General features: G+C 65.1%; 26 protein-coding genes and 1 tRNA gene. 18 read left to right on the top strand and 9 right to left on the bottom strand.

Annotated features, from left to right (window positions below; translation table 11 throughout):
* Nucleotides 1–20 precede the first annotated feature (20 nt).
* Complete coding sequence (locus tag ACV7JP_RS03315; protein WP_457797838.1) at nucleotides 21–596, bottom strand: NnrU family protein; 576 nt, start codon at nucleotides 594–596, stop codon at nucleotides 21–23.
* A gap of 115 nt (nucleotides 597–711) precedes the next feature.
* Nucleotides 712–1,062, bottom strand: coding sequence for a hypothetical protein (locus tag ACV7JP_RS03310; protein WP_457797837.1), 351 nt, complete (start codon nucleotides 1,060–1,062; stop codon nucleotides 712–714).
* A 149-nt stretch (nucleotides 1,063–1,211) separates the two neighbouring features.
* On the opposite strand from ACV7JP_RS03310, the gene ACV7JP_RS03305 reads away from it, so the two are divergent.
* The 9 genes from ACV7JP_RS03305 to ACV7JP_RS03265 all read left to right on the top strand — a co-directional run bounded on the left by ACV7JP_RS03305 (nucleotide 1,212) and on the right by ACV7JP_RS03265 (nucleotide 8,304).
* Nucleotides 1,212–1,784 carry a hypothetical protein gene (locus ACV7JP_RS03305; RefSeq protein ID WP_457797836.1) on the top strand — a complete coding sequence of 191 codons (573 nt, stop codon included), beginning with the start codon at nucleotides 1,212–1,214 and terminating at the stop codon, nucleotides 1,782–1,784.
* 222 nt (nucleotides 1,785–2,006) lie between these two features.
* Nucleotides 2,007–3,317, top strand: a complete 1,311-nt coding sequence (locus ACV7JP_RS03300; protein ID WP_457797835.1) for a tetratricopeptide repeat protein — start codon at nucleotides 2,007–2,009, stop codon at nucleotides 3,315–3,317.
* 72 nt (nucleotides 3,318–3,389) lie between these two features.
* Nucleotides 3,390–3,794 carry a methylmalonyl-CoA epimerase gene (gene mce / locus ACV7JP_RS03295; RefSeq protein ID WP_457797834.1) on the top strand — a complete coding sequence of 135 codons (405 nt, stop codon included), beginning with the start codon at nucleotides 3,390–3,392 and terminating at the stop codon, nucleotides 3,792–3,794.
* Between the two features lie 4 nt (nucleotides 3,795–3,798).
* On the top strand, nucleotides 3,799–4,038 hold the full coding sequence (locus ACV7JP_RS03290) for a DUF1467 family protein (protein WP_457797833.1): 240 nt from the start codon (nucleotides 3,799–3,801) through the stop codon (nucleotides 4,036–4,038).
* A 158-nt stretch (nucleotides 4,039–4,196) separates the two neighbouring features.
* A tRNA-Lys gene (locus ACV7JP_RS03285) sits at nucleotides 4,197–4,272 on the top strand.
* Between the two features lie 189 nt (nucleotides 4,273–4,461).
* The gene (locus tag ACV7JP_RS03280) at nucleotides 4,462–4,887 is read left to right on the top strand and encodes a group II truncated hemoglobin (protein ID WP_457797832.1); all 426 of its coding nucleotides are present in this window, start codon (nucleotides 4,462–4,464) and stop codon (nucleotides 4,885–4,887) included.
* Nucleotides 4,888–5,022: 135 nt separating this feature from the next.
* Nucleotides 5,023–6,042, top strand: coding sequence for a patatin-like phospholipase family protein (locus ACV7JP_RS03275; RefSeq protein ID WP_457797831.1), 1,020 nt, complete (start codon nucleotides 5,023–5,025; stop codon nucleotides 6,040–6,042).
* A gap of 4 nt (nucleotides 6,043–6,046) precedes the next feature.
* Entirely contained in the window at nucleotides 6,047–7,495 is a 1,449-nt protein-coding gene (locus tag ACV7JP_RS03270) for a GntP family permease (RefSeq protein WP_457797830.1), read from the top strand.
* Between the two features lie 269 nt (nucleotides 7,496–7,764).
* The gene (locus ACV7JP_RS03265; protein WP_457797829.1) at nucleotides 7,765–8,304 is read left to right on the top strand and encodes a hypothetical protein; all 540 of its coding nucleotides are present in this window, start codon (nucleotides 7,765–7,767) and stop codon (nucleotides 8,302–8,304) included.
* A gap of 105 nt (nucleotides 8,305–8,409) precedes the next feature.
* On the opposite strand, the gene ACV7JP_RS03260 is transcribed toward ACV7JP_RS03265, so the two are convergent.
* A complete protein-coding gene (locus ACV7JP_RS03260) occupies nucleotides 8,410–11,535 on the bottom strand; it encodes a chemotaxis protein CheB (RefSeq protein WP_457797828.1) in 3,126 nt (1,041 codons plus the stop codon).
* An 89-nt stretch (nucleotides 11,536–11,624) separates the two neighbouring features.
* On the opposite strand from ACV7JP_RS03260, the gene ACV7JP_RS03255 reads away from it, so the two are divergent.
* Entirely contained in the window at nucleotides 11,625–12,635 is a 1,011-nt protein-coding gene (locus ACV7JP_RS03255; RefSeq protein ID WP_457797827.1) for a chemotaxis protein CheB, read from the top strand.
* A gap of 45 nt (nucleotides 12,636–12,680) precedes the next feature.
* On the opposite strand, the gene ACV7JP_RS03250 is transcribed toward ACV7JP_RS03255, so the two are convergent.
* Nucleotides 12,681–14,522: a hybrid sensor histidine kinase/response regulator gene (locus ACV7JP_RS03250; protein WP_457797826.1), complete on the bottom strand. Its 1,842-nt coding sequence runs from the start codon at nucleotides 14,520–14,522 to the stop codon at nucleotides 12,681–12,683.
* Here ACV7JP_RS03250 and ACV7JP_RS03245 point away from each other — a divergent pair.
* The 5 genes from ACV7JP_RS03245 (at nucleotide 14,481) to ACV7JP_RS03225 (ending at nucleotide 17,661) form a co-directional block, all read left to right on the top strand.
* On the top strand, nucleotides 14,481–15,116 hold the full coding sequence (locus ACV7JP_RS03245; RefSeq protein ID WP_457797825.1) for a hypothetical protein: 636 nt from the start codon (nucleotides 14,481–14,483) through the stop codon (nucleotides 15,114–15,116). The genes ACV7JP_RS03250 and ACV7JP_RS03245 overlap by 42 nt on opposite strands.
* 462 nt (nucleotides 15,117–15,578) lie before the next feature.
* On the top strand, nucleotides 15,579–16,394 hold the full coding sequence (locus ACV7JP_RS03240; RefSeq protein WP_457797824.1) for a division plane positioning ATPase MipZ: 816 nt from the start codon (nucleotides 15,579–15,581) through the stop codon (nucleotides 16,392–16,394).
* A gap of 76 nt (nucleotides 16,395–16,470) precedes the next feature.
* Nucleotides 16,471–16,710: a hypothetical protein gene (locus tag ACV7JP_RS03235; RefSeq protein ID WP_457797823.1), complete on the top strand. Its 240-nt coding sequence runs from the start codon at nucleotides 16,471–16,473 to the stop codon at nucleotides 16,708–16,710.
* Between the two features lie 105 nt (nucleotides 16,711–16,815).
* Complete coding sequence (locus ACV7JP_RS03230; protein WP_457797822.1) at nucleotides 16,816–17,046, top strand: hypothetical protein; 231 nt, start codon at nucleotides 16,816–16,818, stop codon at nucleotides 17,044–17,046.
* A gap of 351 nt (nucleotides 17,047–17,397) precedes the next feature.
* A complete protein-coding gene (locus ACV7JP_RS03225) occupies nucleotides 17,398–17,661 on the top strand; it encodes a hypothetical protein (protein ID WP_457797821.1) in 264 nt (87 codons plus the stop codon).
* A gap of 68 nt (nucleotides 17,662–17,729) precedes the next feature.
* Here ACV7JP_RS03225 and mmsB read toward each other — a convergent pair whose 3' ends face one another.
* A complete protein-coding gene (gene mmsB / locus ACV7JP_RS03220) occupies nucleotides 17,730–18,620 on the bottom strand; it encodes a 3-hydroxyisobutyrate dehydrogenase (RefSeq protein WP_457797820.1) in 891 nt (296 codons plus the stop codon).
* A 16-nt stretch (nucleotides 18,621–18,636) separates the two neighbouring features.
* Nucleotides 18,637–20,133, bottom strand: coding sequence for a CoA-acylating methylmalonate-semialdehyde dehydrogenase (locus tag ACV7JP_RS03215; RefSeq protein ID WP_457799020.1), 1,497 nt, complete (start codon nucleotides 20,131–20,133; stop codon nucleotides 18,637–18,639).
* A gap of 99 nt (nucleotides 20,134–20,232) precedes the next feature.
* Between ACV7JP_RS03215 and phhA the strand changes: the two genes are divergently transcribed.
* Complete coding sequence (gene phhA, locus ACV7JP_RS03210; protein ID WP_457797819.1) at nucleotides 20,233–21,123, top strand: phenylalanine 4-monooxygenase; 891 nt, start codon at nucleotides 20,233–20,235, stop codon at nucleotides 21,121–21,123.
* 3 nt (nucleotides 21,124–21,126) lie between these two features.
* Here the strand turns inward: phhA and ACV7JP_RS03205 are convergent, their stop codons facing one another.
* The 3 genes from ACV7JP_RS03205 to hppD are packed head-to-tail and all read right to left on the bottom strand — an operon-like array spanning nucleotide 21,127 to nucleotide 24,543.
* On the bottom strand, nucleotides 21,127–22,134 hold the full coding sequence (locus tag ACV7JP_RS03205) for a fumarylacetoacetate hydrolase family protein (protein ID WP_457797818.1): 1,008 nt from the start codon (nucleotides 22,132–22,134) through the stop codon (nucleotides 21,127–21,129).
* 7 nt (nucleotides 22,135–22,141) lie between these two features.
* The gene (gene hmgA, locus ACV7JP_RS03200; protein WP_457797817.1) at nucleotides 22,142–23,434 is read right to left on the bottom strand and encodes a homogentisate 1,2-dioxygenase; all 1,293 of its coding nucleotides are present in this window, start codon (nucleotides 23,432–23,434) and stop codon (nucleotides 22,142–22,144) included.
* A complete protein-coding gene (gene hppD / locus ACV7JP_RS03195; protein WP_457797816.1) occupies nucleotides 23,431–24,543 on the bottom strand; it encodes a 4-hydroxyphenylpyruvate dioxygenase in 1,113 nt (370 codons plus the stop codon). Before hppD ends, hmgA begins: the two co-directional genes overlap by 4 nt.
* Before the next feature lie 105 nt (nucleotides 24,544–24,648).
* Between hppD and maiA the strand changes: the two genes are divergently transcribed.
* Nucleotides 24,649–25,284: a maleylacetoacetate isomerase gene (gene maiA / locus ACV7JP_RS03190; RefSeq protein ID WP_457797815.1), complete on the top strand. Its 636-nt coding sequence runs from the start codon at nucleotides 24,649–24,651 to the stop codon at nucleotides 25,282–25,284.
* 81 nt (nucleotides 25,285–25,365) lie between these two features.
* A complete protein-coding gene (locus tag ACV7JP_RS03185; protein WP_457797814.1) occupies nucleotides 25,366–26,535 on the top strand; it encodes an isovaleryl-CoA dehydrogenase in 1,170 nt (389 codons plus the stop codon).
* The last annotated feature ends 7 nt before the right edge of the window (nucleotides 26,536–26,542 follow it).

The raw sequence follows: 26,542 nt of genomic DNA, 5'->3' as shown, positions 1-26,542 counted from the left end.
CCGCGCCGGCGCTTCTCCCGTCAGCCGCGCAGCACAGCGACGCCGAAGAGATAGGGATGGAGCGCCAGGAAGAGCGCGAAGATCGCCGTGCCGGCGACGAGCGCGATGGCGTCGCCCCTTGTGAAGGCGTCGAGGCGCGGCGCGCCTTCGTCGCCCCGCCGCTTGACGGCGATGCGGTCATAGACGCCGAAGGCGAGGAAGGAGCCGAACAGGATCATGCCGCCCAGATCGCCATTGGCGAGCAGATGCGCGGCCGCCCAGCTCTTGATCGCGACGAGCGTCGGATGACGCAGCCAGCCCCTGATCCGGGACGGCGGCGCGCGGCGGCTGGCGAGGGCGACGAAGGCGAACCAGACGAGCGGCATGGCGACATGGCGCGACCATGTCGGCGGGTCCCAAATCTGGATGATCCCTTCCGCGCGGTAGCGGGCGAAGCCCCAGATGATCAGCAGGAGCCCCGCAAAGGCGACGGCGGAATAGGCGCCCTTATAGGCCGCCAGACCGTATCTCTTGATGAGCTTGGCGCGGGCGCCGCGCATGGTCGAAAAGACATGCGCGCCGATGAAAAGCGCAATGCCGAGAATGAGAATGGGCATGACTTGAACTCCTGGCCGAATTATGTGGAAAACCACGCATGACTGGGGGGACGGCTTTTGCCGAAACGCGGTCGCGACCGGCGCGACTGCGCCCGCGCGGCGCAATGGATCCGATCTAGAAGCAGCGCACCTGCGCCTCGGCCTGCGCGCGGCGCAGCGTCTCCAGCACGTCCCGCGCGGCGCCCGTATTGCGCATCATTCCGCCGATCTGCCCGGCCTGCTGGCTCAGGCTGGCGACCGTCTCCGCCGCGACATAGTCGTCGTAGCGGAGAATGCTGGCGATGACGTCGATCGAGCAGGAGCATTGGTCGAGCGACAGCCGCGTGTCGCCATTGGCCTTCATGCAGCCGAAGACGTAATCGGCGCGAGCGGAAGTCGGGTAGTCGTTGACGTCGGCGGCGCGCCCAGGCGCGGCGGAAAGCGGCAGGGCCGCGAGGGAAAGGACGGCGAGACGGCGGAAGCGCATCGGATTTCCTCATCGGGGGACGCCGCACCTTACCGTCGGGGCGCGCCGAGGTGAACTCGCCCCTTGATCTCGCGCCGTCCCGCCTCACAATTTATTGGCTGCGCGCCGAGGAAGCGGCGAGGAGGGGCGCTTTTGGACCGGAGAGCGGAATGTTCACGCTCCGCAACGTCTTGCTTTGCGCGCTCGCCGCCGCCGGCCTCGTCTGCGGCGCGGCGCTGGCTTCGGCCCATGGCGCGATGCGGCGGGTCGAGAACGCCTGCATTCTGAACGTCGGCCCGGACTTCATGTATTTTTCCGGCTATCAGCCGGCCGTCTCCCACAAGAAATTCTGCGAGGACGCGCCGACCACGGGCGACACCATCTTTTCGCTCGACTATGCTCAGCCCGAGATGCGCGAAATGACGGCCGAGCTGCGGATCGTGCGCGGCGACGGCGCCGAAGAGCCGGATAATCTGCAGGCGGTCACCGTCGCCTATCTTCCGCCGAGGATTTATCCGAATGGGACGATCAGCTTCGAGCACGTTTTCGCGGAAAGAGGCGATTATGTCGGCATCGTCACGGTCGATGGGCCGCATGGCGAGCACTGGGTGTCGCGCTTCCCCTTTTCGGTGGGACGCCTTTATTCGCCCCGAACGCCCTATTATCTGATCGCCGCCGCCGCGGCGTTCGCGCTGCTGATCCTTTTATGGGGCAAGGACGCGCCTCCGAAGAGGCCGGAATAAGGGCGGCTTGTCATTGCCGCGTCACCTTTTCTCCCTACGCCTTTTCTAGAACTTGACGGGCTTCGGCGCGGATAAGTTCAAGAACGCCGGGCCGGAGGTACGCCCGGCGTTTTTTTTGCCCGCACGCGAGATTCTCGCAGGGCATTAAGCCAAAAAGATTTGTTATTTTAAGGTCTTGCGCCGGACTGCCTGAATCGATCATTCTGTCCCCGGAGGGGTACGATGAGTGGTTTGGTTTGGCGATTCGCAGGTTTCGATTACAGCCCGCAGACAGGCTTGCGGAGGGACGGCCTTCAGATTCATCTCGGCCCCCAGGCGCGTCAATTGCTCGAGCTCCTCCTGGAGTCGAAGGGCGGAGTCGTATCCAAGGCGGAGATTGCGTCACGGTTATGGCCTGACCGTCCGCCGTCCGACGATTCGATTGATCGCTGCGCCTATCTTTTGCGCAGGCCGCTGCGCATGGCGGGCTTTGGCGACCTGATCGCCACCGCCTATGGGCGGGGCCTGTCGCTGCGCGCGAGCATCGAGATCGTGGATCCGAGCAAGGCGACCGCCCAGCCCGTCGAAGCCGGCTTGGACGGGCGCACCCTCAACCTCTGGAAAACGGCCTATGAGCTTGCGGGGAAGCGCACGCGGGACGGCTATGAGCGCGCGCAAGCGGCCGTCGCCGCCGCTGGAGAGCTCGATCCTTCCTCGCCGGCGGTGTGGTCGCTCGCCGCCGACATCGCGGCGGGCCGCGCGATTCGCGGCCTCATCCATCCCGCCAAGGCCGCCGCGATGATCGAGCGGGACGCCGGCCGCGCATTGGCGCTTGCGCCCGGCTTCGCCGCCGCGCTCGCGGTCCTGGGCTGGGAGCGGGCGGCGCTCCTGGGGAGGCTGGAGGACGGCCTCGCTTTGATGGATCAGGCGGTGGCCCAGGATCCGGATTACGGCAAGGCGCGCGCCTATCGATGCTGGGCCTATGTCGGCCTCGGCCGGCTCGGCGAGGCGCTTCAGGATGCGGAGGCCGGCCTGAGCGTGTCGCCGCATGATCAGGGCCTGCTGAGCCTGCGCGCCTGGCTGGAATTATGCGCGGGAGACCTCGACGCCGCCGCGGCCCAGGCGCGTCGCGGCTTGCAACTGAGGCCCGACGGCGGCTGGCTGCGCAGCGTGATCGCCATCGCCGCCAGCCTCGCGGGGCGGCATGCGGAGGCGGAGGAAGCGGTCCGGAGCGGGCTTCGGATCATTCCGGACGATCCGCCGCTCACCGCCATGCTGGCCTATGTGCTCGCCGCGGCGGGACGTGCGGCGGAGGCCGAGGAGTCGCTCGCGGCGTCGCATGACGGCGGCGAGTCCGCGCCGCCTCCTTTGTTCATGGCGGCGGCCCATCTGGCGCTGGCGCGGACCGAGGACGCCTTGCGCGCTCTGGAGCGCGCGCGCGACGACGGCTGTCCCTGGCTCATTTTCGCCCGCTTCGACCCGCGTCTGGCGCCGCTGCGCGCCGACATCCGCCGCCTGACCGAGTCAGCTCCGGCGGCGCCGCTCGACAGTTGAAATTGCGGCGCCGCGGCCTTATTGCCCCGTCAGGAGCGCGGCGCGGCCGCCCGCAATTGGGAGAAGAATTAAATGATCGGTCGTCTCAACCACGTCGCCATCGCCGTTGACAGCGTGGAGAAGGCGTCGGCCGTATACCGCAGCGCGCTCGGCGCGAGGGTGTCCGAGCCTGAGACAGTGGCCGAGCACGGCGTCACCGTCGTTTTCGTCGAGCTGCCCAACACCAAGATCGAGCTCCTCGAGCCCTTTGGCGAGAACTCGCCCATTGCGGGCTTCGTCGCGAAGAATCCTTCGGGCGGCGTTCATCACGTCTGCTATGAAGTCGACGACATTCTCGCGGCGCGCGACCAGTTGAAGGCCTCGGGCGCGCGCGTGCTCGGCGACGGCGAACCCAAGATCGGGGCCCATGGCAAGCCCGTGCTGTTCCTGCATCCCAAGGACTTCTGCGGCACGCTGGTCGAGCTCGAACAGGCCTGACGCCATGCCCTTCACGCTCCCGCTCGCTCTGGCGATCTATGTCACCATCTGGTGGATCGTGCTGTTCGCCGTCCTGCCGCTCGGGATCCGCTCGGCGGAGGAGGCGGGCGAGGAGCAGCCGGAAGGCGCCGACCCGGGCGCGCCCGTCGCGCCGCAGCTCGCGAAGAAGGCCGCGATCACCACCGTGATCGCGGCGATCATTTTCGTTTTCGTCGCGATCGGCGCCAGTTACGTGGCGGGCTGACGGCCGCGCAGCCAATAAAGCTGTTTCCCGCCGCCGCCCGGGGTTGACCCGCCCGACGGCCCCCGGTAGTTGAACGCAAGCCGCAACCGCGGCGACGGCAGGCGGACCGACCCGCCTGCTCGCGCATCCCCTTTGCGGGGCCGGCGCCAAATTGGATCGAGCGCGTAGCTCAGTCGGTAGAGCATCTGACTTTTAATCAGGGGGTCCTGGGTTCGAGTCCCAGCGCGCTCACCAAGAATCAAAGAGCTACAAATTCCCTGCGCGAAGCCCTCGGATCGCTCGGGGAAGCGCAGCGTAGCCCGCTCGCGCGACGCCGCGACCAGTCTCGCGGGGAACTCCCAACATGGCGCCGCCCGCGCCGCGACGATAACTTGCCCCATATGGGCGGCCGTTCCCTGGCGCCGATGTTGCTGGACGCTCGATATGACGAAGAATAACGCGCAGGACGCGACCGCCTTGTATGACGATATCGGCGGCGCGCCCACGGTCGATCGGCTCGTGGAAGCTTTCTACCGCAACATGGACACAATGGCGTCGGCGCGGGAGATTCGCGCGATGCACGCGCCGGACCTTGGCCCGACCAAGGCGATCCTGAAAATTTATCTGACCGAGTGGCTGGGCGGCCCAAAAAACTATTCGGCGAGCCGCGGCCATCCGAGGCTCAGAATGCGCCATGCGCGTTTCTCTATCGGCCCCGCCGAGCGCGACGCGTGGCTGCTGTGCATGAACGCGGCGCTCGAAGAGTGCATAGGAGACTTGGCGGCGCGCGGGATGATCGGCAAGCAGCTAGCCGGTCTCGCCGACTGGATGCGCAACGATCCCGGCAACGCGCACGACAGCGCGCGCTGAAGCTGTCTTTCTTGCCGGGACGGCGGCCCGCTCGCCTCCAGCAGATCGCAAGCAACGCTTGTCCAACGCTGACTCTGGCGACATCTCTTCCGGCGTAAGGCCGACCCGGTGCGCGGAGGGTGGAGGGGAGATGGGATGACGCGCGAAACGATCCCGGTCGATCTCGCCCTGCAAGGCGGCGGGGCGCATGGCGCTTTTACCTGGGGCGTTCTCGATCGGCTTCTCGATCAGGACTGGCTCAAGATCGAAGGCATTTCAGGAACTTCGGCTGGCGCGATGAACGCGGCGGCGCTCATTAGCGGCCATGTGGCGGGAGGCGCGCAAGGCGCGCGCGACGCGCTTGAACTCTTCTGGCGGCGCGTTTCGGAAGCGGGACGGTTCAGCCCCCTGCAACGCAGCCCCGTCGATGTCTTGCTTGGCCGGTGGACGCTCGACACTTCCCCTTTCTTCATTGCGACGGACCTGATGTCGCGACTGCTTTCGCCTTATGACCTCAATCCGAGGGGCGTCAATCCGCTTCGCCGAATCCTCGAGGAAGCGATTGACTTTAAAAAGGTCGCCTCCGCGCCCATCAAGATATTCGTCACCGCGACGAGCGTCACGACCGGCCGAGCCCGCGTCTTCAGAAACGCGGACCTCACCCCGGATGCGCTTCTCGCTTCGGCCTGCCTTCCGACAATGTTTCAAGCGATCGAGATCGAAGGCCAAGCCTATTGGGACGGCGGCTATTCTGGAAATCCAACCATCACGCCGCTTGTGCGCGAATGCGTCTCTCGCGACACCATCCTCGTCCAGATAAATCCCATTACGCGCGAGGAGAAACCGCGGTCGGCGACGGAAATCGCCAACCGCCTGAATGAAGTGTCGTTCAATGCGGCGCTTCTCAAGGAGCTCCGCATGATCGCGTTGCTGCGTCAGGCGGCGAATCCCGGCGACAGGGAAGGCGCGCGTTGGGCCGGCATGCGCATCCATCGCATTGCGACGGAAATGATGACCAAGCTCAGCGCCTCCTCGAAACTGCTCTCCGAATGGGCGTTCCTCCGCATGCTGCGCGACGAGGGCCGTCGTTCGGCCGACGCATTTCTCGACCTCCACGGAAACGACGTCGGAACGCGCTCCACGCTCGATCTCGATTCATTGCTCGAAGGAATATGACGCCATGGGATTGCTGGGCATTCTCGTGGCGTTGTGCGGCCTTATCTGGTTCGCTTATCGCGGGTGGAGCGTCCTGTTGCTGGCGCCGGCGGCGGCCCTCGTCGCCGTCGCCTTTGCGCGCGAGCCTCTGCTCGCGCATTGGTCGGTGACCTTCATGGCTGGCGCATCGCGCTTCGTCGCTCAGTTTTTTCCAATCTTTCTGCTTGGCGCGCTGTTCGGAAAGCTGATGGACGATAGCGGCTCCGTCATGGCGATCGCGCATTTTATGGCTGAAAAACTCGGCCCGCAGCGCGCCATCCTCTCGGTCGTGCTCGCGGGGGCTTTCGTCACCTATGGCGGGGTCAGCCTCTTCGTCGCCTTCTTCGTGCTCGCGCCGATGGCGCAGGAGCTATTTCGCAAAGCAGGCACGCCGCGCCGCCTGGCGCCCGCCGCCATCGCGCTCGGCGCCTCGACTTTCACCATGTCGGCGCTGCCGGGAACGCCGGCGATTCAAAATGCGATCCCCATGCCCTTTTTCGGCACGACCGCTTTTGCGGCGCCTGGACTTGGCGTCGTCGCGGCGCTGATCATGCTCGGTTTCGGCATGTGGTGGCTTATGTGGGCGGAACGCGCCGCGCGCCGGCGCGGCGAGGGCTATGGGGGCGCGCCGACCGCCAGCGTCGATGTGACGGAGGACCAGGCGATTCGCGAACGCGCGGCGATCGCCCGCGAATTCGATCTTGCAGAAATTTCGCACGGCCATCGCGCCGAGGGCCCCGGCATTTTTATCGCCGCGCTTCCCCTCATCGTGGTCGTGGGCGTCAATCTTGTCATGTCTCTCGGCGTCATTCCACGAATGGACGATTCGTTTCTCTCCGAGGAGCGCTGGGGTCCGACGACGCTCGCCGCCGTCGGCGGCGTCTGGTCGGTGATCGTGGCGCTGGCGGTGGCGATCGTCACGCTGATTTCGCTGAACTGGCGAAGGCTGACAGATATCCGCGGAAGCGTCGACGCCGGCGTGACCGCGTCAGCGCTGCCGCTGCTCAGCGTGGCGAGTCTGGTGGGTTTTGGCGCTGTCGTCGCCGCCATGCCGGCTTTCGCGGCGGTGCGCGCATGGGTGCTTTCGATCGAAGGCGGCCCGCTCGTTTCGCTCGCCATCGCGACCAATGTGCTCGCATCGCTGACCGGATCGGCCTCGGGCGGCCTCACCATAGCGCTGGATGCGCTCGGAGAAACCTATCTGCGCCTCGCGGAGCAGGGCGGGATCAATCCCGCGCTTTTGCATCGCGTCGCGGTGATTGGCGCGGGAACGCTGGACAGTCTTCCCCATAACGGCGCCGTCGTCACCTTGCTCGCCTTGTGCGGCTGCACGCACAAGGAAAGTTACTTTGACATTGTGATGGTCGCCATTGTGAGCGCCATCCTCGCGCTCGTCGCCGTCATCGCCCTGGGATCAGCTTTTGGTTCATTTTGACTTAGTCGCAGGGTCGAGACCTCCGAGGGGTCAAGCTTTTTTCGAAGTCGGCGGAATCGGGAACTGAGCGTTCATGTCCGCGCCGACGGCAAAATGATGCTCGGATCGGCTTTTGCCAATCAACTTTGTGGCTGGGAGGGCTATCTTCATAGCGCCGCATAATCGGCGGCGGGACGAGGCGGCATAGCGAGGCTTTGGAGGATTCCTGACGAGCAACCAAAGCCTGGCGACGCCATCCGCTGTCACAATCAGCTAGAAATGGGTGCGTCATGACTCAAGCTGAAAACGACTTCACCCTGCGCTCTCAAGGCTTTACCAAATGGCTAGGTGCGCGTTTGCCCTATTTCGCCGTCCTCATCCTGGCGATCCTGGGCGTCGCCTATACGAGCATGTCGGGGCGGCCCTTGTATGGATACTGGGAGTTTTTGGCTGTCGCCATCGGTCTCGCCTGCATCGCCATTGGCTGGCGCCAGACCCCTGACAAGGCCGCCCGAAGACAGTTGGTCATCACCCAATCGCTGCATTGGCTGGCGTTCTTGGTCGCGATGACCATCCTGCTGCTGCCGTGGGTCAACACCTTCCTTAGCGGTCCCGCGACTGGCTTCGCGCTGATGCTCCTGCTCGCGCTGGGAACTTTTGTGGCCGGAGTTCATGTTTCCGCGGACATTGCAATGCTGGGAATTGTCCTTGCGCTCACTGTGCCGGCGATCGCGTGGCTCAAGCAGGCCGCTCTCGTATTGGTCCTTATCGGCCTGGTGATCGGCGGCCTCCTGGTGGCTACTCGTCCGCACCCGGCTCAGGAAACGTGATGACTGAGGCGAGACCACGAACATGAGGGCGTTTCCTTGTGAAACGCCCTCTTGCGCCATTGCAGGTCCCGCACTCTTCCACCTTCGGACGCTTGTGACGGCGATCTAGGAGGCGGCGTCGCTTAGGTCTTCATCCTTCAGAGGGACGACGATCTGGCAAAAGATCTGACCGGCGTCGAGGCCGGTTTGCGTCTTGGTTCCCGGGAGCGTCTTCTCCATCACGGAAAGCGCGGCGCTTACCGTGGAATCCCAGGAGGCGGCGTGGTCGCCGCGCTCCGTCCATTTCAACTCGAAGAGCTGCTTGCCGACTTCCATCTTCCTTGTCTGCCAGTTGACCAGCACCGACTCCTTCCCGCCTGAGAGCGCGCCATGCTCGGCGGCCTGCCGGGAAAGCGCGAGGAGAACGAGTCCGAGCGGCAAGGCGATCGTCGGAGAGAGCGCCACCGACGGTCCGGCGAGTTGCGCCGCCTCGGCGCCATCGGCGCCGCAGCTCGCAAGCTGCTGTCGCACCATCGAATCGACGCTCGCGCCCCGCCACTCGCTTTCAACGAGCAACCCATTCGTCCGCATGAGCGCGTCGACGCCGCCCTGGAGCGCGCTCAGGGCCTCCGGCTTCGCATTGCCGCTCCCCAGGAGCGCGCCCGCCATGGTGCGCACAATATGGAGCGTGTTTTCCACGCGATGGGAGAGTTCGGCGAGCAGCATTTGCTGCCGCGCCTCCCACGCCGCTTCCGCTTCCCGCCGCTCGGTGACGTCGACGAATGTGGCGACGACGCCTTCGATCTTATCCTCGAGCGTCCGGTAAGGCCGCAGCCGCAGCAGGACCCATCTCCCCGACATCGTCCGCACGGTGCGTTCGATGGGGATGAGATCCGCGAGCACGCGCTGCGAGTCGGAGACGAGATCCTGATATTCAAGACGATGCGTGAAATCGCTGATCGGGCGGCCCTCGTCTCCCGCGACGATATTGAAGAATTCGGAAATGCGCGGCGTAAAGCGCTCGATCCGCAATTTCGAATCGAGGAACATCGTGCTGACGTCGGTCGCCGCCATGAGGTTCTGCAGGTCGCTATGCGCCCGCGACACCATTTCGAGCTTCACCTTCAGTTCGTTGTTGAGCGTTTGCAGCTCCTCGTTGATCGATTGCAATTCCTCCTTGCTCGTCTCGAGCTCTTCGGCTGTCGATCGATATTCCTCATTGATCGATTGCAGCTCTTCATTGGCGGCGCGAAGCTCTTCCGTCGCCGCCTCATATTGCTCGCGCGTCGTGCGCAGCACCATGCGGGTCGCGTGCAGTTCCTCGCGCAGTTGAGCGGATTGCTCCCCGGCTTCCGCGCCGGCGGCGGCGGCGGCGGCGGGCTCGGCGGCGCCGCCCTCGATGAACATGACCAGGGCGGCGCGCGGCGAGTCGTCGCGCTTGACGGGCCGGACATGGATCACGACCGCCTTGGGCGTGCCGTTGAAGCGTACCGGGATCGGCAGGCTTACCGTCGACTCGTTCTTTTCAAAAACGCGATGCAGAGCGGCGCGCAGCTCCAGTTGAAGCTCCGGCCGCACGATCTCCGCGGCGTCGTTCGTGATGGGTCCGCTGGGAAGAAGGACGAACTTGCCGCAGGTCTCGGACAAATTGACGACAAGGTGGCTTTCGTCGACGATCAGGCTCGGCGGCGCCAAGTCTTCGAGCGCGCGCTGATGGAGCGACGAATCGACGCTCGTTTGTTGGCGCGGCAGCCGTACGGGCCCCGATAAGTCGGGCACGCGGATGGATGTGAAGAGACGTGGGAGCGCCGGCAACTTATCTCTCGGCCGCTCGACGGCGCGAAAGATGTGCGCGTCGCGATCGAGGGGGATGAACAGGCCAGGGGGATTTTCGGCGCTCTCCGAAGTGCCGAGGAAAAGAAAGCCCCGCATCGTCAGCGAATAATGGAGGATCGAACAGAGTTGCTGCTGTAGGTCGCGGTCGAGATAGATGAGCAGGTTGCGGCAGGATATGAGATTGATATGCGAGAAGGGCGGGTCCTTGAGAACGCTATGCGACGCGAAGACGATCAGATCACGCACTTCCCGCCGAATACGATATTGTTCTCCCTCGCGCACGAAGAAGCGGCGGAGGCGCTCGTCGGACACATCCGCCGAAATCGACGCCGGATAGCGTCCTTCCCGCGCAATCGCCAGCGCCGCGTCATCGAGGTCGGTCGCGAAAATCTGAATGTCGGGCCGCGTCTCTCGCCGCGCCGCCTCTTCTAGAAGCAGAATCGCGATGGAGTAGGCTTCCTCGCCTGTCGCGCAAGCGGGAATCCAGGTACGGATGGCGGAGTCGTGTGACTCCGCCTCGTCGAAAAGCAGGGGAACGACTTCCGAGGCGAGGGCGGAAAAGGCGTCCGCGTCCCGAAAAAAGCTTGTGACGGAAATCAGAAGGTCGCCGAAAAGCGCGTGCGCCTCGTCATTGTGCTCACGCAGATAGGCAAGATAATTATCCAGCCGCTCATTATGCGTGACCTGCATCCTCCGCGCGATGCGCCGCATCAGAGTCGCGCGTTTGTAGCCGGAGAAATCCTGGCCCGTCTTCGACCTGAGGTGCGCGATAAGACGACGGAGCAGGTCCTCATTATCCGCGTTGGCGCGCAACAAGACATCCTTCCTGGTTTCGATCAATTTGGTTAGGCAGCGAGCCAGCTCCCGGACAGGAAGCACAAAATCGACGCCGTTCGCCAGCGCGTTTCTCGGCATTGACGGAAATTCGGCTTCATCCGGGTCCTGGACCAGGATGATGCCGCCTTTCTCCTCCATCGCGCGCACGCCGACCGCGCCGTCCGACCCGCCGCCGCTGAGAATGACAGCATATCCGTCGCCATGTTGCTCGGCCAGGGAGCGAAAGAACATATCGATGGGCGCGCGCTGCCCTCGCGGTTCGTCAAACGGGGCCGTTGCGATGGTTTCACCGGTGACGAGGAGTCGACGGTTGGGAGGGATGACGTAGACGGTGTCGGGCTTCAGCGCCGTCGATTCCTTGACCTGCAAGACGTGCATCCGCGTATGGTTCTGAAGGATCGCGGGCAACTCGCTGGAATGGGTGGGGTCAAGGTGGACAATGACGACGAATGCGGCTCCAAGGTGATCCGGCAGAACGTCGAAGAATTCCTGAAGCGCCGTGATCCCCCCGGCGGACGCTCCCACCCCGACGACCGGCGTCGGCCGATCGGCTGGAGGGGACTTATCGGTGTCGGCCATTTTTTTCTTTCCGTGGCGCCCTAACTTGTTGAGCCAGGCGACTTGCCCGAGAGAGGGGCGTATGCCTCACGAGCCTTGAGTCCGCGTCCATGCAGCACCCCGACATCGTCGCGATTGGCGCATCCGCCGGAGGCATTGAAGCGCTGATAACCGTTGTTGGCGGCCTGCCGGCGGATTTTCCTGCGAGCGTACTTATCGCCCAACACCTTTCTCCCGCAAGTCCAGGCATGCTTCCCCAGATTCTTAGCCAGGCTGGACCCTTGCCGGCGTCCAGCCCTGAGGATGGCGAGGCCCTCGCACCAGCAAGAATCTATGTCGCGCCGCCGAATCGGCATCTCTTGGTCGAAACAAAAGGCAGGCTGCGCCTGAGCCGGGGACCCAGGGAGAATCGCGCGCGGCCCGCCGTGGATCCGCTGTTCCGATCGGCGGCGCTCGCTTTCGGAACACGCGTCATCGGCGTCGTGCTCACCGGCTATCTCGACGACGGAACCGCCGGATTGCAGGCTATCAAGCTATGTGGCGGCGCGGCGATCGTGCAGGATCCCAAGGAGGCGGCCGCCCCCGCCATGCCGCTAAGCGCTCTGCAAAACGTCAATGTCGATTTCTGCCTGCCGCTCGTGAAAATCGGCCCGCAGCTCATCCGGATGACCGCCGCCGCGGCGCCCGAGCGACCCAATCCTGAAAAGGCTCTTGGAAACCTCGCGACGGAGGTCGCCATCGCCGCCGGAAGGCCTCCGGCCATCGAGCGCATCATGCAGATCGGCCAGCCTTCCAACTTTACGTGTCCCGATTGTCACGGCGCGCTGATGCGATTGCCCGGCGGCGATCCCATACGCTTCAGATGTCATACCGGCCACGCCTTCACGGCGCAGGCCCTGCTGGCCGGACTCGCCGAAAAGGCGGAAGACGCGCTTTGGAATGCGGTTCGCACGCTGCAGGAAGAGGGGATGCTGAAACGCCATATGGCCTCCCACGCCCAAGATAACGGCGAGGCCGCCGTCGCCCGGGAATTGCTGAATGACGCCGACGAGGCTTTGGCGGCGGCCGAGCAAATTCGGCGTATCCAGGAAGGGCTCGTCAAGCCGTCCGCGGAGGCGTAGGGCCGCGGCGAAAACACGGAAAGCCAGCGCTTCCGGTAAGCCCGTTCACGCCCGCGCAACCTTATGAAGCGTTTGTTCGAGCGCCTCTATCGAAGCGGGCTTGATGAGATGCGCGTCAAAGCCCGCTTCCTTGGTTCGGGCGCGCGCCTCCTCCTGACCCCAGCCCGTCAGCGCCACCAGCTTCAACTTTCTCCCCGTGTCGCCGGCGCGAATGCGGCGCGCCGTTTCGTAGCCGTCCATCCCGGGCATGCCGAGATCGACAAACACCACCTCCGGCGTAAATTCCCGGATGGCGGCTATGCCCGAGGCGCCGTCATAGACCACCCGCGTCTTCGCGCCCAAAGTCGAAAGCAGGATGGCCAGGCTGTCGGCCACGTCATGGTCGTCGTCTATGACGAGAGCGTGGGTAGGATGCGCTGAGGCGGCGCCTCTGCGTGGCCTGGACGGCGCCTTCTCCGCGGCGGAGTCCGCCACGGGCAGGCGTACGACGAGTTCGCTTCCTTGGCCTTGCCCCTTGCTTTTGGCCTCGATGGAGCCTCCATGCAATTCAACGAGCTTGCGCGTGAGCGCGAGGCCCACGCCGAGACCGCTGCGCCCCGGGCCCTTGCTGTGGGCCTGCACGAACAGGTCGAAGACATGCGGCAGCGTCTCGGGCGCTATGCCTATGCCCGTGTCGCAAACGGCGACGACCGCTGTGTCCCCCTGACGCTCCGCCCGGACGTCGATCATTCCTCCCGGCGGCGTGTATTTTGCGGCGTTGTTGATGAGATTCGCGAAAACCTGCACGAGCCGCACATGATCTCCCATGACGGCGATCTCCCCCGCGATCCCCGCCGGCAGGCGGAGATTGAATCGATGCTGGCTCTTTTCGAGGAGCGGCTGGGAAGTTTCGACGGCGTTCCGCAAGATCGCCGCGAGATCGCAAAGTTCCCGCCGCAGATCGATTTTGCCGCGTTCTATTCGGGAAATCTCGATGAGATCGTCGACGAGGCGCACGAGGTGCTGGACCTGCCGATCCATCATATCGAACAAAGCCCGGCGCTGTCCCGGCGAAGCGGCGTCCGGCGCCCCGCGCAGCACCTGGACGGCATTGTGGATCGGCGCGAGAGGGTTGCGTAGCTCATGCGCCAGAATTGCAAGAAATTCGTCCTTGCGCTGTTCGGCTTCGCGCCGAGCCTCTTCCGCCCGGATTTTTTCGGTGACGTCGCGCGCCGTAACGACCGCGCCGACGATCTCTCCATTACTGCCCCGAATGGGTCCGAAATTATAGCTTCCGATCCATTGGTCGCCCGTGTCTTTGCGTCGAAGCGAAAATATGACGCCGATCCCTCTCTCGCCGTTGATGGCGCGCCGATCCGGCCATTCCTGCGGCGGCGCGGGCCCCGCTTCGCTCCAATATTCGAGAAAGGCCGGGTCGCTCATGAAAGCGCTTTGACAGGCGGCCTCGTCCTTGAATCTGTGGAAGCTGACAAAGCTGCCGTTAAACTGCGCCAGCCGCCCGTCGCCGCTGTAGATCGCGAGCGCTTCGGACATGCTCGCGAGCGCCGCCTCGAGACGAGCCTGGTTCATCTCCAGGGCGTCCTCGATGGCGCGCCGGCCCGTAATGTCCCGGACGGCAAGGACGAGACCGCCGATTTTTCCCTCGCTTGTGCGCCACGGAGTCGCGTCCCAGGCGAGCCATTGACGGCGGCTGTCGGGCTGAAAGAAAAGATCCTCCCGTCGCGAGACGCAATTGCCGGCGAGCGTTAGCTGATGAAGCCGCCGCCACCGTTCCGGCGCGGCGGGCAAGACGTCGTATAGCGACTGGCCGGAAACATTTTTCCGAAAGCCGAAGAGTTCGAGCCATTGCTTGCTGAAGGCGAGGTGGCGCATCTCGTTGTCGAACATGGCGACGGCGACGGGCGCATGCTCAATGAAAGCGCACAGGCGCGTTTCGCTCTCGGTGAGCCGCTCGGCGAGCCCGTCTCCGTGCTTTCGAGCTCGGAACAAGTCGATCGCGGCGCGGACGACGACCGCCAGATTGTCCTGGCCGAGTCCCTCCCTGCTCAGTCGAATGACGCCGTCGATCTCAGGCCCAGGCGACGCTCCCGGCGCCTCGTCGAGGGCGACGACGGCGCAAGGCTGCGCGCCGTCTTTCCGAAGCGCGTCGAGGAAGTTCGGGCGGTCCGCCCCCGCGCCGACGAAAACGATGCAATCCGGACGAAATTCCTGCGCGACGCGACGATCGTCTCCGCCGTCGTCCGCCTCGGCCACCACAAAGCCGTCCCGTTCAAGCGCTTGCCCGACGAACCGACGGCTGTCCGCGGTGCTCCCGACGATAAGAACTCGATCGGGCTCTTCCCGCGTCTGCCGGGATACGTCGACGTGAATGCCCACGCAGCGGACTCCGTTTCTAACGCGGTAATCGAGCGCGCGCCGCACTTCTGTCCCCCGCGCCGAAAACAAAAGAAAGATCACGTTTTTATAACCGCTTTCCAGTGAACTTATTTAGGGCCTCGAAGAATATTTTGGAACCATCGAATCTATCAAGCAAAAGCGTGACGGGAAACGGACGGCGTCGTCCAATCATTTGGACATGCGGAGATTTTTCGGGTCCGGCGATCGCGCTGGGCGGGCCGCAATGCAATAATTGCGTTTCCAGGTCGAAGAAAACGCTATGGTCGCTGAAGTATCGCGTGTCTTTTCCGGTTGTTGTTCCTATTCAGGCGCATCTTTGTTCTCGATCACGCCCGGCGTCTGGAAGCGCCGTTCGCGGGATTTTCCGCCGTCGCCTATTTCCGCAATCTGACCAGCAAAATAGCTTTTTTGCGCTTCCCCTTGGTTGTAACGTCACGAAACTTCCCACAGTGGGAGCGGGCGCAGCGCGCCTGCGTCGCTCAAGCGTAAGCGTATCTTCCGCGTTTTTTCCGGCGTCCGCGTTCGCCCCCGAGGCAGGCTCGAGGCATGCATATCGTCGCATTCGTCACGCAGAAGGGCGGGGCCGGCAAGAGCACGCTCGCCTCCAATGTCGCCGTCGCCGCGCATCGGGCGGGCGAGCGCGTTTTCGTCTGCGACCTCGATCCGCTGCAATCGCTCGTCAAATGGTCCCGCGCGCGCGGGAGGCCGGACATTCCGGTTCAGCACATGCCGGCGGAAAAGCTCGACCGGGCGCTCGCGCAGCTCGAAAGCGAGGGGGTGACGCTCGTGGTCATGGACACGCCGGCGAGCGATACGGCGCAGGCCGACGAAGCGATCCGCGCCGCTAGTCTGTGCGTCGTCCCGGCGCGGCCGAACGCGCTGGACATCTGGGCGAGCGAGGTCACGATCGCCAAGGTGAAGGCCGCCGGCAAATCCTTCGCCTTCCTGCTCAACCAATGTCCGTCCGCGCAGCAGAGCGCGCGCGTCGAGCGCGGCGCGCTGGCCTTGCAGGAAATGGGCGCGCTGCTCGCGCCGATGGTTTCGACGCGCGTCGATTATCAGGAGGCGGTGCGCCGGGGTCTGGGCGTGGTCGAGCTCAATCCCAAAGGTGCGGCCGCGCGGGAGATGACGACGCTCTGGGAGTCGATCGGCGCGCGGCTGACCGACCGGGCGGCGGCGAAGGCGCAAGCCGCGCCGGCGCGGCTGCCCTATCAGGAGCTTTTCGACCAGGCGGTCAAAGCGAGCGGCGTCTATGCCGATTTCGTCAATACGCTGCTGCAATTCAGCCGCCCGAAGGCGCAGCCGGGGCCGGCGCCCGACCCGAATGACGCCGCGCCCGAGAAGCGCCAGCGCATCTCGTAGGGCGGGCGGACCTTCTGTCGCGACCCCGCGTTACCGATGGGCTGGCGCATTGCGCCTTCTTACCGCCGGAGGCCCGATGAGCGTCGCCGTTGAGACGTTGTTCCTGCTCGCCCTGCTCAGCGCCTTTATCGGCCTCGTCGCGCTGCTGGCGCTCGGCAGCCCGTCGGCGCAGCGGTCTCCGAGGTTGCGCGGGACGCTGGTCGCCGCCGTCGTCCTCGCCGCCGTCGCCGCGGTCGGATCCTATGCGATATACGCCGTGAGTCCGCATGAGGAGGCGCGGTCGGTTTACGGCTCGGATCGGAGGCCCGCGCCCTGACCGCGCGGAAGGCGGAGCCGGGGGCGCCGAAACCGGCGGCCGCCCGTCTTTAATTTCCGCCGGCAAATCCCAATATGGAGGCCATAATCGGAAGGCCGAGACTCAATGACAGACAGCACCAATGACGATATGGACGGCTTGGCCGATCCCTTCAGCTATGAGGATCTCGTGTCGCAGCGCGCAATGGCGTTCTATCACGTCGCCCGCCTGACCGACACGGTTCAGGACGAGGCCGTCAAGGAGCTTTGCCTCACCATGCTGCGCAAGCTCAACGCCAGCATCAAGGTCCCGTCCACCGCCGAATTGCGCGCGATCGAGGGCAGCAAGGGGCGCTGACGCGCGGTCGCCGCCCGGCGCTCGACTGTGGCGCTTCTGCCACAGCGCGCGCGGCTTTTGCGCGCCGTCGGCTTTGAACACAGTTTTGCCACAGCGCGCGCCTCCACTGACCTCGTGCTCTCCTTGGGCATTTCCTCCCTGAACTTGGGCCGCTGGCCAACCAGCGGCTCTTTTTTGTGAGGAATGGCGGCGCCTCCCTGTGGACAAGTGGCCAGAACGCCGTTTTCGGGCCGAAGGCAAGGCGTTAACCGTGGCCAGGGCGGTTTTCCGGCGGGCGCGGCTCGCGTATGATCGCCGCAGCCTGCGCCCATCTCTCGCGGGAATCGACATCAATCAAGAAGGGACCTGTGAATGCGCATCTTTATCCGGCTCTCGGCTCTGCTGGCGTTGTTCGTGGCGGCGCCCGCCATGGCTCAAGGCACGGTCGCCCAGCGCGAGGCCTGTGAGGACGACGCGAAACGTTTGTGCCAAGCGCAGATTCCGGATGTGGTCGCGATCGAGAGCTGCCTGAAGGCGGCCGTCGCATCGCTCACCGACGACTGCCGCGCCGAAATGGGCCTTGCGTCGCCGGCTTCCGACACGCCGAAGAGCGCCGGCAAGAAGAAGAAGCGCTGATCTGGCCCGGGCGCGGGCCTCGGCGCCGCGCCCGCCCCAGGCGAGACCGCGCCGCGATCGCGCGGAATCTACCGAGCCCCAGCTTTTCCGGCGAGCATCTCGAACACGCCGGAAAAGTCCTTTCCGCCGCCGCTCTGGGCTTGATAAAGCGCATAAAGCTGCGCCGCCGCCGCACAGAGCGGAGTCACGGCGCCCGACCTTGCCGCGGCCTCTTCCGCCAGCCGTAAATCCTTCAGCATCAGCGTGGTCGCAAAGCCCGGCGCATAGTCGTCGCCGGCCGGCGCGCCGGGGACGAGTCCCGCGACGGGACAGTACCGCGTCAAGGACCAGGACTGCCCCGAGGACGCCGAGGCGACATTGAAGAGCGTCTGTTCCGGCAGGCCGAGCCGGGCGGCGAGCCCGAAAGCTTCCGCCGTCGCGATCATGTTCACGCCCAGCATCAGATTGTTGCAGAGCTTCGCCGCCTGTCCCAGTCCCGGCGCGCCGCAATGAAAGACGCGCGCGCCCATTTTTTCCAGGATCGGCCTCGCCGCCTCGAAGGCGTCCTCGTTCGCGCCGCACATGAAGGTGAGGCTTCGCGCCCGCGCCCCGGCGACGCCTCCGGAAACCGGCGCGTCCACGGCGCGCGCGCCGTCGCGCGCCGCGAGCGCATGCGCCTGCTTCGCGCTTTCCATGTCGATCGTCGAGCAGTCGATGAAGAGCGCGTTTGCCGGCAGGCGCGCAAGCAAGGCGCCCCAAACCGCCAGGACCTGCGCGCCGCTTTGCAGCATGGTCACGACGGCGTCCGCGCCGCTTGCCGCCTCTTCGAGAGAGGCGGCGACATCGATTCCGAGCGCGGCCGCTCTCTCGCGCGCCGCGCCGGCGCTGTCATAGCCCGCGACTTCGAGGCCGCCCGCGGCGAGATTGAGGGACATCGGCGCGCCCATCGCGCCCAATCCGATAAAGGCGATGCGGGTCATGGCATGGACCCTTCCGTCACGACATTGTCGGCATGACGAAGCTCGCGCCTTCCGCCACGCCGCGCGGCCAGCGCGACGTGACGGTCTTCGTCTTGGTGTAGAAGCGGAAGGCGTCCTCGCCATGCTGGTTGAGATCGCCAAAGGCCGAGCGCTTCCAGCCCCCGAACGTGTAATAGGCGAGCGGCGTCGGGATCGGCGCATTGACGCCGATCATGCCGGCCTGAGCGCGGGACGCGAAGTCCCGCGCCGCCGCGCCGTCGCGCGTGAAGATGGCGGCGCCGTTGCCATATTCATGTTCATTGACGAGCGCGAGCGCCTCCGGATAGTCGCGCGCGCGGACGACGGAAAGCACGGGTCCGAAAATCTCCTCTTTGTAGATGCGCATTTGCGGCGTCACCTCGTCGAAGAGGCAGCCGCCCATGAAGAAGCCCTCCTCATAGCCCTGCATCCTGAAGCCGCGCCCGTCGACGAGAAGCTTCGCGCCTTCCTCGATTCCGAGCGCGACAAAATCTTTGACGCGCGCAAGATGCGCCTTCGTCGCCAGCGGACCGAAATCGGCCGTCTCGTCGTCCGGCAGGCCGATCTTCAGGCCTTCGACGCGCGGAACGAGGCGGTTCAATAATTCGCGCGCCGTGTCCGCGCCGACCGGAACCGCGACCGAGATCGCCATGCAGCGTTCGCCCGCCGAGCCGTAGCCCGCGCCGACGAGCGCGTCGACGGCGTGATCCATGTCGGCGTCGGGCATGACGACCATATGATTCTTGGCGGCGCCGAAACATTGCGCGCGCTTTCCGGCCGCGCAGGCGCGCGCATAGACATATTCGGCGATTTGCGTGGAGCCGACGAAGGCGATCGCCTTCACGTCGGCGTCGTCGAGAAGCGCGTCGACCGCTTCGCGGTCGCCATTGACGACATTGAGCACGCCGGGCGGCAAGCCCGCTTCCATCATCAATTCCGCGAGGCGAAGCGGGACGCTGGGATCGCGTTCGGACGGCTTGAGTATGAAGGCGTCGCCGCAGGCGATGGCGGGCGCGAACATCCACATCGGAATCATCGCCGGGAAGTTAAAAGGGGTGATCCCCGCCACGACCCCGAGCGGCTGCCGCATCGAATAAATGTCGAGGCCCGACCCGGCCGAATCCGTGAAGCCGCCTTTCAGGAGATGCGGCGCGCCGACGCAGAATTCCACGACCTCCAGGCCGCGTTGAATGTCGCCGCGCGCATCGGCGACGGTCTTGCCATGCTCGCTCGCGAGCAGCCGCGCGAGAGACTCATGCTCGCGCGCGATCAGCTCCAGGAATTTGAGCAGGACGCGCGCGCGGCGTTGCGGGTTCGTCGCCGCCCATTCCGGCTGCGCGTCTTTGGCGCTCTCCACCGCCGCTCGAATTTCCAGGCGCGAGGCGAGCGGCGCGCGCCGCGCGACGGCGCCGGTCGCGGGATTGAAAACCTCGCAATAGCGGCCGGCGCCTCCCGGCGCGCGGCGACCCCCGATGAAATGCGTAAGGTCGGACATGCCGCTGAAACTAGGGCGCGCCGCAGCGGCGCAAAGGCCCATGAGCGCCGATCGCCGCTTCAAGCGCGAAAGCCGCGAACTAAATAAGAAGACGGCTCCATGAGCGAGGCTCCTATGACTCCGGCGCCCAAGGAAAAGAATCGCTACGCCCGCGCGCCGCGCCGGGTCGATTGGACCATTGACCAGGACTGGGCGTCCTATACGCCCGAGGAGCACGACCGCTGGAACCGGCTCTTCGCCCGCCAGGCGAAGCTTCTGCCCGGGCGCGCCTGCGAGGCCTTTCTCGACGCGACGCGCAGGCTCGAGCTTTCAACGAGCGGCATTCCCGATTTCGCGAAGCTGAGCGAGCGGCTCGCCCCCCTGACGGGCTGGCGCGTCGCGCCCGTCGCGGGGCTCATTCCCGACGACGCCTTCTTCGAGCATCTCGCCAATCGCCGTTTTCCCGCCGGGGCTTTCATCCGGCCGGAGGACGAACTCGATTATCTCTCGGAGCCCGACGTCTTTCACGACGTCTTCGGTCACGTCCCGCTGCTCGCCGACCCGGTCTATGCGCGTTTCCTCGAGGCCTATGGCAAAGGCGGCGCAAGAGCGTTGCAGCGCGGCCAGCTTCACAATCTGGCGCGCCTCTATTGGTACACGGTCGAGTTCGGCCTCATCCGCACGCCGAGCGGGTTGCGGATTTTCGGCGCGGGAATTCTCTCCTCGCCCGGCGAAACCATCTTCTCCCTCGATGATTCGTCGCCGAACCGCATCGGCTTCGATCTGATCCGCATCATGCGCACGAACTACGTCATCAGCGACTATCAGCAGAGCTATTTCGTGATCGACGGCTTCGAGCAGCTTCTCGAGGAATGCTATCAGGATTTCGGCGGCCTCTATGACGCGCTCTCGCTGGCGTCCGATATTGCGCCGCATGAGATCGTCGCCGGCGATCGCGTGATCACGCGAGGCGACATGCGTTACTTCCATCGGAAAGGCGCGGCGGCCTGATTTTTACCTGGCCTCGACAGGCTGCTCGATGGCGCCGAAGATGGAATGCCGATCTTTGTCCAGCATCTCGATGCGAACGACGTCGCCGGCCTTGAGATATGGCGTCTCCGGCGCGCCGGTCAGCAGCGTCTCGACCGTGCGCTGCTCCACGATGCAGGAATAGCCGGCGCCGCCCTGGGCGACGGGCGCGCCCGGACCGCCATCCGCGGCGCGGTTCGAGACCGTGCCGGAGCCGATGATCGTCCCGGCGGAAAGCGGCCTTGTTCGGGCGGCATGGGCGATAAGACGGCCGAAATCGAAGGTCATGTCAACGCCCGCGTCGGGTTGGCCGAGCGGCGCGCCATTGATCGAGGTCAGCAGGGGAAGGGACAATTTCGCGCCGTCCCAGGCTTCGCCCAATTCGTCCGGCGTGGCGGCGACGGGCGAGAAAGCGGATGCGGGCTTGGACTGGAAGAAGCCGAAGCCCTTGGCGAGCTCGTCGGGCACGAGCGCGCGGAGCGTCACGTCGTTGACGAGCATGACAAGCCGGATATGCGCGCGCGCCGCTTCCGGCGAAAGGCCCATCGGCGCGTCGTCCGTCACGACGGCGATCTCGCCTTCGAGATCGAGGCCATACTTCTCGTCGATCAATGGAATGGGGTCGCGCGGCCCGAGAAATGCGTCCGACCCGCCCTGATACATTAGCGGATCCGTGCGGAAGGCCTCGGGCATGTCGACGCCGCGCGCCCGGCGGACGAGCGCGACGTGATTGACGTATGCGGAGCCGTCGGCCCATTGATAGGCGCGCGGGAAGGGCGACGCGCAATCGCGCTCCCGGAAGCGGAAAGTCGTCGTCCTCTGCGTTTCGACCTGCTCGGCCAAGGCGGCGAGCTTCGGCGCGACATTCGCCCAATCGTCCATCGCCGCTTGAAGCGTCGGCGCGATATCCCCGGCGAGCGCGGCGCGCGTCAGATCGCGTGACACGACAGCCAATCTTCCGTCACGACCGCCTTTCAAGGAAGCAAGCTTCATGGGCGCCTCATCGCTCCGTATTGAAACGCTTCGGCAGGCCCGACCAGCAATCGGCATAGTCCCGCTGCAGCGTCTCCAGCGACAAGGCGTAGTCGGTCGGATGCTGCGGCAAGCGTGTCTCGAACATGAAGGCGAGCGTGTTCTCGAGCTTCGAGGGGCGAAGCGCAGCCTCGGTCGCCGCAGCGACGGCGGCGGCGTCGGGTCCGTGCGGCAGCATGGCGTTGTGAAGCGATATGCCGCCCGGCGCGAAGCCCTCCGGCTTGGCGTCATAGGCGCCGAAGATCAGGCCCATGAATTCGCTCATCACATTCATGTGAAACCAGGGCGGACGGAACGTGTCCTCCGCCACCTGCCAGCGCTCGGGAAAAATCACGAAATCGACGTCCCCGACGCCCGCCTGGACGGACGGCGCGCTCAGCACGCAAAAGATCGACGGATCGGGATGGTCGTAAAGCAGCGCGCCCATCGGCGAGAAGCGGCGAAGGTCATATTTGCAGGGCGCGTAATTTCCGTGCCAGGCGACGACGTCGAGCGGCGAATGGCCGATCTCGCAGGAGAAGAAGCGTCCGCCCCATTTCACCGTCAGCCGGCAAGGTCGCGCCACATCTTCGAAGGCCGCGACGGGCGTGAGAAAATCGCGGGGATTGGCGAGGCCGTTGGCGCCGGCGACGCCGCGATAGGGCAAAGCGAAAGGCGCGCCGTAATTCTCGCACAGATAGCCGCGAGCGGAAGTGTCCCTCAATCGCACCCTGAATTTCACGCCGCGCGGGAGAAGGCAGACCTCGCCGGGCGAAACGTCGATGCGGCCGAACTCGGTGTCGACGAGAAGCGCGCCTTGCTGCGGGAGAAGGAGAAGCTCGCCATCGGCGTCGTAGAAATATTCGTCCGCCATGTCGGCGGTCGCGAGATAGACGCAAGCCGACATGCCGATCCGCGCATCCGCGTCGCCGCAACAGGTCATCGTCCGCACGCCTTCGATGAAGGCGACCGCGCCCTTCGGAATCGGAGTCGGACTCCAACGCAATTGATCGATCGGAGCCTCGCGCCGCGCCCGCGACGGGGCCGTCTTCCAGTCGGGCAGGTCTCTTAGCGCGAATCGGCGCGCATGCAGCACGGAGGGCCGAATGCGATAGAGCCATGAGCGCCTATTGGCGGGCGGCGGGGCGGTGAAGGCCGAGCCCGAGAGCTGTTCCGCATAGAGGCCATAGGCGCAGCGCTGTGGCGAATTTCGGCCCTGCGGCAGCGCGCCGGGCAAGGCTTCGGTCGCGAATTCATTGCCGAAGCCGCTCATATAGCTCATGCGTCGGCTCCCGGCCTCAGCGCCCCGCGCCGCAACTGATCCTCTTCGATCGACTCGAACAGCGCGCGAAAATTGCCTTCGCCGAAGCCGTCATCGCCCTTGCGCTCGATGAATTCGAAGAAGATCGGACCGACGACCGTCTTGGAGAAGATCTGCAGCAGGAGGCGCGGCTGCGCTTCGGGGCTGCTTGCGCCGTCGATGAGAACGCCCAATTCCTTCAAGCGCTCGACCGGCTCGCCATTGCCGGGAAGGCGCGTCTCCACCGCCTCGTAATAGGCGTCGGGCGGGGCGGGCATGAAATCGAGGCCGTTGCGCCGCAGCCGCTCGACCGTGTCGTAGATATTCCGGCAGGCGCAGGCGATGTGCTGAACGCCCTCGCCATTATAGGCGTCCAGAAACTCCTCGATCTGGCTCGTCTCGTCGGCGCTTTCGTTGATGGGAATGCGGATCTTGCCGCAGGGGCTCGTCATGGCGCGCGAATGCAGCCCGGTGAAGCGGCCCTCAATGTCAAAATAGCGAATCTGGCGGAAGTTGAAGAGTCGCGCATACCAGTCCGCCATGGCGTCCATGCGCCCCCGCCGGACATTATGCGTCAGATGATCGATCGCGACGAGTCCGACGCCCTCGGGCCGTGGATCGGCGTCGCCCGTCCAGCGGAAATCGACATCCCAGATCGAGCCCCTGTCGCCATAGCGATCGACGAGATAGATCAATGCCCCGCCGACGCCCCGAATGGACGGAATATGAAGCTCCATCGGCCCCGGCCGGGAAGGGACGATATCCGCGCCCAGCGCGGAGGCCCGGCTCAGGGCCCGCCCGGCGTCGCGCACCCGGAAGCCCATTGCGCATACAGACGGCCCGTGGTCGCGCGCAAACTCGGCCGCAAAGCTTTCGCGCTCATTGTTGAGGACGTAATTGACGTCGCCCTGGCGATAGAGCGTCACGTCTTTCGAGCGGTGCCGGGCGACGGCGGAAAATCCCATGGTCTCGAACAGCGCCGCGAGCTTCGCCGGCTCTGGATGCGCGAATTCCACGAACTCGAATCCGTCCGTGCCCATCGGATTGTCGCTCGAGAAAGCGGGGGCCAATTCGGGTGCGAGGGCCGGCATCGACTTCTTGCCTCAATCGAGGTTTCGCACTCGGAAAAATAAGGCGGCCGAGGCGCGCGTGTAGCCCTATCTGAACCTTTGTCGGGCCTTTCGGGAGTCCTTTCCATGATCCTTTACGATTATTGGCGCTCATCGGCGGCCTATCGCGTCCGCATCGCCCTGGCGCTCAAGGGAGTGGCCGTCGAGCGCCGCTTCGTGCATTTGACGCGGGACGGCGGCGAGCAGAAAAGCGCGGCCTATCGCGAGAAGAATCCGCAGGCGCTCGTGCCCGCGCTCGAGCTCGACGATGGCCGCGTGCTGACGCAATCCCTGGCGATCATCGAATATCTGGACGAGATTTTTCCCGAGCCGCGCCTCGCGCCGTCCGATCCCGTCCGCGCCGCGCGCGCGCGCGCCGTCTCGCTTGCGATCGCTTGCGACATCCATCCCCTGGGCAATCTGCGCGTCGCGGAATATCTGGCGCGCGAACTGGGTCTGAGCGAGGAAGCGCTCTCCGACTGGCGCCGACATTGGATCGCCGTGGGCCTCGAGGCGGTCGAAGCGATGATCGAGCCGGCGCCTTTCTGCTTCGGCCCGTCGCCGACTGTCGCCGACCTCTGTCTCGCGCCGCAGGTCTTCAGCGCCGAGCGCTTCGGCGTCGCGCTCGACGCCTTTCCGAACATCCGCGCGGCCGCCGCCGCCTGCGCCGCCCATCCGGCCTTTATGGCGGCGCGCCCATCCGCGCAGCCGGACGCCGGGTAAACGGCGCCGGCGCCTTGAAACGCCCGCGCGCCGGCAAATATAGCCGCTATGCCGCCGTCTGGCAGTCAGGAGCGAGGCGCGATGCGCCACTTTACGCCGGCCATGGATTTCGATCTCGGCGAGACGACGCAAATGCTGCGTCATGAGGTCGAGACGTTTGCGTCGAGGGAAATCGCGCCGCGCGCGGCGCGGATCGACGCGCTGAACGCCTTCCCCGACGACCTTTGGCGCAAGATGGGCCAGTTCGGCGTGCTCGGCGTGACCGTCTCCGATGAATATGGCGGCGCCGGTCTCGGCTATCTCGAACATGTCATCGTCATGGAGGAGATCAGCCGCGCATCGGCGTCGATCGGCCTGTCCTACGGCGCCCATTCCAACCTTTGCGTCAATCAGATCTACCGCAACGGCTCGAGAGAGCAGAAGCGCCGCTATCTGCCCAAGCTCGTCGCCGGCGAGCATGTCGGCGCGCTCGCAATGTCCGAGCCGGGCGCGGGGTCCGACATCGCCGGCATGTGCCTTCGCGCGGAGAAGCGCGGCGACGACTACTTCCTCAACGGAACGAAGATGTGGGTGACGAACGGCCCCGACGCCGACGCGCTGATCGTCTATGCGAAGACGCGGCCTTCGGCGGGCGCCCATGGCATCACCGCTTTCATCGTCGAAAGATCCTTCGAAGGCTTTCATTCCGGCGAGAAGCTGGACAAGCTCGGCATGCGCGGCTCGAACACGAGCGAGCTCATATTCGACAATTGTCGCGTTCCGGCCGAGAATGTTCTCGGCGCGCCCGAGGGCGGCGTGGCCGTCTTGATGAGCGGCCTCGATTATGAGCGCGCGGTGCTCGCGGGCGGCCCAATCGGCATTATGCGCGCCTGCATGGATCTCGTGCTCCCTTATGTCCACGACCGAAAGCAGTTTGGCCGGCCGATCGGCGAATTCGAGCTGATGCAGGGAAAGCTCGCCGATATGTATACGGCGCTCGGCGCGACGCGCGCTTACGTCTATGCGGTCGCCAAGGCCTGCGATCTCGGACGGTCGACGCGCAAGGACGCCGCCTCCGCCATTCTTTTCGCCGCCGAGCGCGCGACATGGATGGCGCTCGAGGCGATTCAGTGCCTGGGCGGCAATGGCTACACCAACGATTATCCGGCCGGCCGATTGCTGCGGGACGCCAAGCTCTACGAAATCGGCGCCGGCACGAACGAAATCAGGCGAATGTTGATCGGACGCGAATTGTTCGAGGAGACGAGCTGACGCCGCG

The organism is Methylocystis sp. S23 (assembly GCF_054106005.1).
The sequence above is the reverse complement of the archived record's forward strand: the minus strand, read 5'-3'. Positions and strand labels throughout refer to the sequence as shown.

What these genes read in the sequence shown, in the direction of transcription:
- ACV7JP_RS03215 (WP_457799020.1), bottom strand. Translation starts at nt 20,133, where the DNA reads ATGTCCGACCTTACGCATTTCATCGGGGGTCGCCGCGCGCCGGGAGGC.
- ACV7JP_RS03280 (WP_457797832.1), top strand. Translation starts at nt 4,462, where the DNA reads ATGACGAAGAATAACGCGCAGGACGCGACCGCCTTGTATGACGATATC.
- ACV7JP_RS03255 (WP_457797827.1), top strand. Translation starts at nt 11,625, where the DNA reads ATGCAGCACCCCGACATCGTCGCGATTGGCGCATCCGCCGGAGGCATT.
- phhA (WP_457797819.1), top strand. Translation starts at nt 20,233, where the DNA reads ATGAGCGAGGCTCCTATGACTCCGGCGCCCAAGGAAAAGAATCGCTAC.
- hppD (WP_457797816.1), bottom strand. Translation starts at nt 24,543, where the DNA reads ATGCCGGCCCTCGCACCCGAATTGGCCCCCGCTTTCTCGAGCGACAAT.
- ACV7JP_RS03300 (WP_457797835.1), top strand. Translation starts at nt 2,007, where the DNA reads ATGAGTGGTTTGGTTTGGCGATTCGCAGGTTTCGATTACAGCCCGCAG.
- ACV7JP_RS03265 (WP_457797829.1), top strand. Translation starts at nt 7,765, where the DNA reads ATGACTCAAGCTGAAAACGACTTCACCCTGCGCTCTCAAGGCTTTACC.
- ACV7JP_RS03310 (WP_457797837.1), bottom strand. Translation starts at nt 1,062, where the DNA reads ATGCGCTTCCGCCGTCTCGCCGTCCTTTCCCTCGCGGCCCTGCCGCTT.
- ACV7JP_RS03230 (WP_457797822.1), top strand. Translation starts at nt 16,816, where the DNA reads ATGACAGACAGCACCAATGACGATATGGACGGCTTGGCCGATCCCTTC.
- ACV7JP_RS03240 (WP_457797824.1), top strand. Translation starts at nt 15,579, where the DNA reads ATGCATATCGTCGCATTCGTCACGCAGAAGGGCGGGGCCGGCAAGAGC.
- ACV7JP_RS03290 (WP_457797833.1), top strand. Translation starts at nt 3,799, where the DNA reads ATGCCCTTCACGCTCCCGCTCGCTCTGGCGATCTATGTCACCATCTGG.
- ACV7JP_RS03305 (WP_457797836.1), top strand. Translation starts at nt 1,212, where the DNA reads ATGTTCACGCTCCGCAACGTCTTGCTTTGCGCGCTCGCCGCCGCCGGC.
- ACV7JP_RS03315 (WP_457797838.1), bottom strand. Translation starts at nt 596, where the DNA reads ATGCCCATTCTCATTCTCGGCATTGCGCTTTTCATCGGCGCGCATGTC.
- ACV7JP_RS03225 (WP_457797821.1), top strand. Translation starts at nt 17,398, where the DNA reads ATGCGCATCTTTATCCGGCTCTCGGCTCTGCTGGCGTTGTTCGTGGCG.
- maiA (WP_457797815.1), top strand. Translation starts at nt 24,649, where the DNA reads ATGATCCTTTACGATTATTGGCGCTCATCGGCGGCCTATCGCGTCCGC.
- ACV7JP_RS03250 (WP_457797826.1), bottom strand. Translation starts at nt 14,522, where the DNA reads ATGTTCGACAACGAGATGCGCCACCTCGCCTTCAGCAAGCAATGGCTC.
- ACV7JP_RS03270 (WP_457797830.1), top strand. Translation starts at nt 6,047, where the DNA reads ATGGGATTGCTGGGCATTCTCGTGGCGTTGTGCGGCCTTATCTGGTTC.
- ACV7JP_RS03235 (WP_457797823.1), top strand. Translation starts at nt 16,471, where the DNA reads ATGAGCGTCGCCGTTGAGACGTTGTTCCTGCTCGCCCTGCTCAGCGCC.
- ACV7JP_RS03185 (WP_457797814.1), top strand. Translation starts at nt 25,366, where the DNA reads ATGCGCCACTTTACGCCGGCCATGGATTTCGATCTCGGCGAGACGACG.
- ACV7JP_RS03275 (WP_457797831.1), top strand. Translation starts at nt 5,023, where the DNA reads ATGACGCGCGAAACGATCCCGGTCGATCTCGCCCTGCAAGGCGGCGGG.
- ACV7JP_RS03260 (WP_457797828.1), bottom strand. Translation starts at nt 11,535, where the DNA reads ATGGCCGACACCGATAAGTCCCCTCCAGCCGATCGGCCGACGCCGGTC.
- mce (WP_457797834.1), top strand. Translation starts at nt 3,390, where the DNA reads ATGATCGGTCGTCTCAACCACGTCGCCATCGCCGTTGACAGCGTGGAG.
- mmsB (WP_457797820.1), bottom strand. Translation starts at nt 18,620, where the DNA reads ATGACCCGCATCGCCTTTATCGGATTGGGCGCGATGGGCGCGCCGATG.
- hmgA (WP_457797817.1), bottom strand. Translation starts at nt 23,434, where the DNA reads ATGAGCTATATGAGCGGCTTCGGCAATGAATTCGCGACCGAAGCCTTG.
- ACV7JP_RS03205 (WP_457797818.1), bottom strand. Translation starts at nt 22,134, where the DNA reads ATGAAGCTTGCTTCCTTGAAAGGCGGTCGTGACGGAAGATTGGCTGTC.